Genomic DNA, 5,261 nt, shown 5'->3' with positions numbered 1-5,261 from the left:
GGCAACGGGGCGATCACGCACTCGCTGGTCACGCGCTCGCGCTCCGGAACCTGGCGCACCATCGAGGCCCACCACCGCTGGGACAAGCTGATGCGGATCAGCGAGGTTGAGTACAGATAGAGCAGATGAAAGAACGGCCCGCTGATAACGCTGATTGAGCGCTGATGAACGCGGCAAGCTACGCTCTTTCAGCGTCAATCAGCGGGTAATCAGCGTCATCAGCGGGCCATTCCTGTGTATACACACCTGGTGTGTACTCATCTAGGGAGTATGTCTATGAGGAAGGTTCATCTGGCCCCTTCTATCCTGTCGGCCGATTTCGCGCGGTTGGGGTCGCAGGTCGAGGAGGCTTTGGTCGCCGGGGCGGACTACGTGCACGTGGACGTGATGGACGGCCACTTCGTGCCCAACATCACCATCGGCCCGCTCATCGTCGAGGCCGTGAAGCCCATCGCCGTCCGCTTCGGCGCGGTGGTGGACGTGCACCTGATGATCGCCGAACCCGACCGCTACCTGGCCGACTTCGCGCGGGCGGGGGCCGATATCCTGACCGTCCACGTCGAGACCTGCCCGCATCTGCACCGCAGCGTGCAGGCCATCCGCGAGTTGGGCGTCCGGCCGGGCGTGACGCTAAACCCGGCCACGCCGCTGGGGGCGCTGGAGGAGATTCTGCCCTACGTCGATCTGGTACTGGTCATGTCAGTCAACCCCGGCTTCGGCGGCCAGTCCTACATCCCCACCAGCACGGCCAAGATTCGGCGGTTGCGGGCCATGCTCGACGTCATCGGCTCGGCGGCCGAGCTGGAGGTGGACGGCGGCATCAAGCCCGACAACGCGGCCGAGGTGGCGGCGGCCGGGGCGACGGTGCTGGTGGCCGGCAGCGCGGTCTTCGGCGGTGGGCGTCCTATCGCGGACAATGTAGCGGCTTTCCGGCGGGCATTGGTGTAAAAACCAATCCTAATCGCTGACATTTTCTCATTCTCACTCTCCGGCCGGCGGCAGAAGAACCCGATCGTCCGCCGCTGGCGGCCGAACCGGCAGCCGGGACCCCGTAAGGGGCTCGTAGAGGCCCACGCCTATGCGATAGGGGCGCCCGTTCAGCGGCGCGAGGTTGAGCGTCCGCCGGTCGGCCACCACCTCGCCTGGCGCCCAACACCAGACCGGCGGAGCGCCGCCGCCGGGCGGTCCATCGCTCTGTCCCACAATGACGCCGTTCTCGTCAAGTAAGTGCACGAAGACCGAGTACTCAACGCGTGGGAAACGGATGGCCCGCCAATAGAGCGTCAGATTCAGCGTCTCGCCCGCTTCGGCCAGTTCATAGCCGCGCAAGGCGATCGCGTCGCCGAGCCGATAGTCGAGGGGTTGCGCGGAGGCGGGCATAGACCAGACGGGCGGTTGGGTGGCGGGCGAAATGCCCCGCCCGCCCAGCAGGTAGCCGGTGACGAGCGCCTGAACCAGGTAAGCGGCAAACAGGATGATGATCCAGCGCCGACCGCGCCCCCTGTCGGGGCGCGGTCGTTCGCCCCATCGTTCCACCCACCAGGCGAAACCTACCAATCCGCCCAACGGCATGAGGAATAACCACAACCGCCCCGTCTCGGCGCGCACGGCGGCCGACAGGTTCAGCAGCAGCACGGACAGAACCCAGCCGAGCGCCACCGCGTTGAAGCGACGGCGTCCCCACCGGCCGGCGGCCGAGGCGACGGCGATTCCCGAGGCCCCCACCGCGCCCACGAACGGCACAATGCCCATGAACACGGCCAGATCGTAGAGGTTGAACAGAAACCACGTTGGGTAGTTAAGCCGGTACTCGCGGTGGATGGCCTGGCCGACGTGGAACATCTGCCAGCCGTTGACGCCGGCGGCCAGGTATAGGAAACCCCAGAATGCCAGGAGCGCGATCAGAACCGTCCCGCCGGCCACCGCGAGCCGGCCCAGGCGCGAGCGCCGACCCTCGCGGCCCATCCAAACGTGCGCGGCCAGGATGCTGAAAACAAACGCCGTTATCGGCAGGACGGTGAACGAGAAGAAACTGCCCACGGCCAGAGAGACGGCCAAAAGCACAAGCGCGAAGCGCCGCCCGTCGCAGAGGTAACGGACGCCCAGCCACGACGCCGCCAGACCAAGCAGCGCGTAGGCCACGTCAAAGCGGCCGGAGAAGACGAGCAGCGCGGGCGTGAAGGCGTAGCCAACCGCGGTCAACCGCGCCGCCGAGGGTGAATAGAAGCGCCGTCCCAACGCGTAGAGCGGCAGCACGCCCAGCCCGCTTAACAACACGATGGCGACCCGCAATCCGGCGGCGGCCAGTTGTGGCGGGGTGTAGCCCTGGAACTCCGGGGCGGCGCAATCGTAACGGTGGAACCAGCGCCCGAGGAGGTCGGCCGCAATCGGCAGCCGCGCCATCACCCGGTAAGTCGCCCAATAGGCCAGCGGCCAGCCCGGCGGCTGCGTTCGCAGATGAACGTCGTCGTAGGTAGGCATCTTCGCCGTGTGCGCGCGCGCGAAGGCCAGCGGATCTTCGATGCGCATCCCCACCCGCCAAAACGCCGGCTGGCTCGTGACGGCCAGACTTAACGGCTGGGAGCGATGCTGCGCCGCGATGGCTAGCTGGAACAGAGGCGTCAGGATCACCAGCAGCGTCAGGAAGGGCGCCGTCCGCCGCCGGCTCCAGACCAGACCGGTTTCAGGACGGTCGGCGGTCGCCGATCTGTCAGGGTTATCCGGGCGCAACGCCACCACCGCCAACACCAACCCGGCAGCGAACAGGAGCGGCATCAGCAGGAAACGCCCGCCGGGCGTGGGGACTCGCCGCACCCAAACCCAATTGCTGCCGTGCACCCAGGCGGGCCAATCAACTATCAGCCCAATAGCATAGAGCGCCGACAGCGATAGTGCTATAATCGCCAGGATGACAGGGAGAGAGAGCCGCGAGCGCCACGTTGCCGGCATCATAGGCCGACCATTCTAGCACCCCAGGCCGAGATGACGAAACACCGATGACGAGAACGACGCCCCCCCCCGACTCTACGCAATCATCCCTCTGGCCGCGCGCCCGTCCTGATTTGTTGGGCGCGGCCGCGCGTCTGGCCGCGCTGGCACTGTTCGCGGTCGTCGTCGTTCGCGCCGCCTGGCTCAGTGACGACGCGTACATCTCCTTCCGCGTGGTGGAGAACGCCATCGGCGGTCTCGGCCTGACCTGGAACCCGGCCGAACGTGTCCAGGCCTATACTCACCCGCTATGGCTGTTCGCGCTGATCGGCGGCCGGTTGTTGACCGGGGAACTCTATTACACCACCATCTGGCTCTCGATCACCCTCTCGGCCGGCGTGGCCTGGCTGCTGGCCTTTCGCGCTCCGGTCGGCCCGGCTGCCGCGGTCTTCGGTCTGCTCATCCTGACCTTTTCCAAAGCCTTCATTGATTTCTCGACCTCCGGTCTGGAGAACCCGCTCGCCCATCTGCTGCTGACGCTGTTCTGTCTGGAGTACCTGGTTGGGGAGGCGAATGACCGGCGCGTATTCGTCCTCGCCCTGCTGGCGGGTCTCCTGGCGCTGAATCGCACCGACACCCTGCTGCTGGTTCTGCCGGCGCTTGTCTGGGCAGTATGGCGGCAGCGAACGCCGCGGGCGCTGGCGCTGGCCGCCGCCGGTTTCCTGCCGTTTCTTCTCTGGACGGCCTTCTCGCTGTTCTACTATGGCTTCCCCTTCCCCAATACGGCCTACGCCAAGATTGGGACCGGAATCGCCACGGCCGATCTGGCCCGGCAGGGGTTAGCCTACTTGCGCAACTCGCTGAGGTGGGACCCCCTGACACTGACGGTGATCGGCGCGGGCGTGCTGGCCGGGGTTGCGCAAGGCGCCCGCCCCGATATATCGGGCGCGCCGCGCGCCTGCGCCGCGGGCATCGTCCTCTATCTCGTCTACGTCGTGCGCATTGGCGGGGATTTTATGAGCGGGCGGTTTCTGGCCGCGCCGCTCCTGGTCGCGGTGATCCTGCTCATGATCGCGGGCGACAGGTGGCTACGACGGCCGGGCGTCACGGCTGTATCACTGGCGGCTGTGGCCCTCCTGGGCTTCCAGGCCCACTTCCCGACCGTGCTCAGTGATGGCCGTTATGGCGCGCTGCCGCAACATGAAGCGTGGCGCGATGGCGACATCGCCGACGAGCGCGTCTACTACTACCCTTTTACCGGCCTGCTGAACCCGGCGCGACAACTCCACCCGTGGGCCGAGCAGGGCCAGGTGTTGCGCGCCCAGGGGCCGGCCGTGGTCGAACATGGAAACGTCGGCTTTTTAGGCTATTTCGCCGGGCCGGACGTTCACATCATTGATCGCAATGGGCTGACCGACCCGCTGCTGGCTCGATTGCCGGTGCGCGACCCGGCCGAGTGGCGGGTCGGCCACTATCGGCGCAATGTGCCGGACGGCTATGCCGACACGTTGCGCGCCGGTCGCAATGTGATCGCGGATGCCGGCTTGGCCCAATTCCACGACGCCCTGAGCATCGCGATTCGCGCGCCTCTGTTTGACCCGCGCCGGCCGGCGGAAATCTGGCGGCTCAATCTGGGCTGTTACGGCCATTTATTACCGGGCCATTGAGGTTCCATCAGTCCAGACATAGCGGCCCGCCGCTTGGGACCTTCTGAAATACGATCCCTGCCGTATGAACAGCACTACTCCTCTAACACCGAGCGTCGTGGTCATCGGCAACGTGGGCATTGACACCAACGTCTACCTCTACGGCGCGGACATCGATTTCAGCGTGGAGGCCAACTTCAGCGACAACCGCGACTACGTGGGGCAGGCGGGCGGCTATACCAGCCGGGGTTACGCCGCGCTGGGCGCGCCGACAGCCTTCATCGGTCACGTGGGCGACGACTTCAGCGGGCGCTTCATCCGCGAGACGCTGGCCGCCGATGGCATCGACAGCCGCGCCCTGTTCACCGACCCGGCCGGCACGGCCCGCAGTGTCAACTTCATGTATCGCGACGGCCGGCGCAAGAACTTCTACGACGGCAAGGGGCACATGACACTGATGCCCGACCTCGATCTGTGCCGCAAGGTGCTACGCGGGGCGCGGTTGGCCCACTTCCACCTGCCGAACTGGGCGCGCCGCCTGTTGCCCATCGCGCGGGAGGAGGGGCTGACCATCGCCTGCGATCTGCAGGACGTGGTAGACCCCGCCGATCCCTACCGGCAGGACTTCATCCGCGAGGCCGACATCCTCTTTTTCTCGGCGGCCAACTTCCCGGACCCGACGCCGCT

General features: G+C 66.4%; 4 protein-coding genes. 3 read left to right on the top strand and 1 reads right to left on the bottom strand.

Going from position 1 to position 5,261, the window contains the following annotated elements; genetic code table 11:
- Positions 1-276: 276 nt before the first annotated feature.
- Complete coding sequence (gene rpe / locus ACE3UY_RS18320; RefSeq protein ID WP_374688925.1) at positions 277-948, top strand: ribulose-phosphate 3-epimerase; 672 nt, start codon at positions 277-279, stop codon at positions 946-948.
- A gap of 33 nt (positions 949-981) precedes the next feature.
- On the opposite strand, the gene ACE3UY_RS18315 is transcribed toward rpe, so the two are convergent.
- On the bottom strand, positions 982-2,952 hold the full coding sequence (locus ACE3UY_RS18315) for a hypothetical protein (RefSeq protein WP_374688924.1): 1,971 nt from the start codon (positions 2,950-2,952) through the stop codon (positions 982-984).
- A gap of 44 nt (positions 2,953-2,996) precedes the next feature.
- Here ACE3UY_RS18315 and ACE3UY_RS18310 point away from each other — a divergent pair, with 44 nt between their 5' ends.
- Together ACE3UY_RS18310 and ACE3UY_RS18305 are read left to right on the top strand one after the other, a co-directional pair.
- On the top strand, positions 2,997-4,595 hold the full coding sequence (locus ACE3UY_RS18310) for a hypothetical protein (RefSeq protein ID WP_374688923.1): 1,599 nt from the start codon (positions 2,997-2,999) through the stop codon (positions 4,593-4,595).
- Between the two features lie 64 nt (positions 4,596-4,659).
- The coding region (locus tag ACE3UY_RS18305) for a carbohydrate kinase family protein (RefSeq protein WP_374688922.1) at positions 4,660-5,261 on the top strand (602 nt) is incomplete at its 3' end.

Origin of the sequence: Promineifilum sp. (SeqCode) (assembly GCF_041918635.1) — a bacterium.
In the GTDB taxonomy this organism is placed as follows: Bacteria; Chloroflexota; Anaerolineae; order Promineifilales; family Promineifilaceae; genus Promineifilum.
The sequence above is the reverse complement of the archived record's forward strand: the minus strand, read 5'-3'. Positions and strand labels throughout refer to the sequence as shown.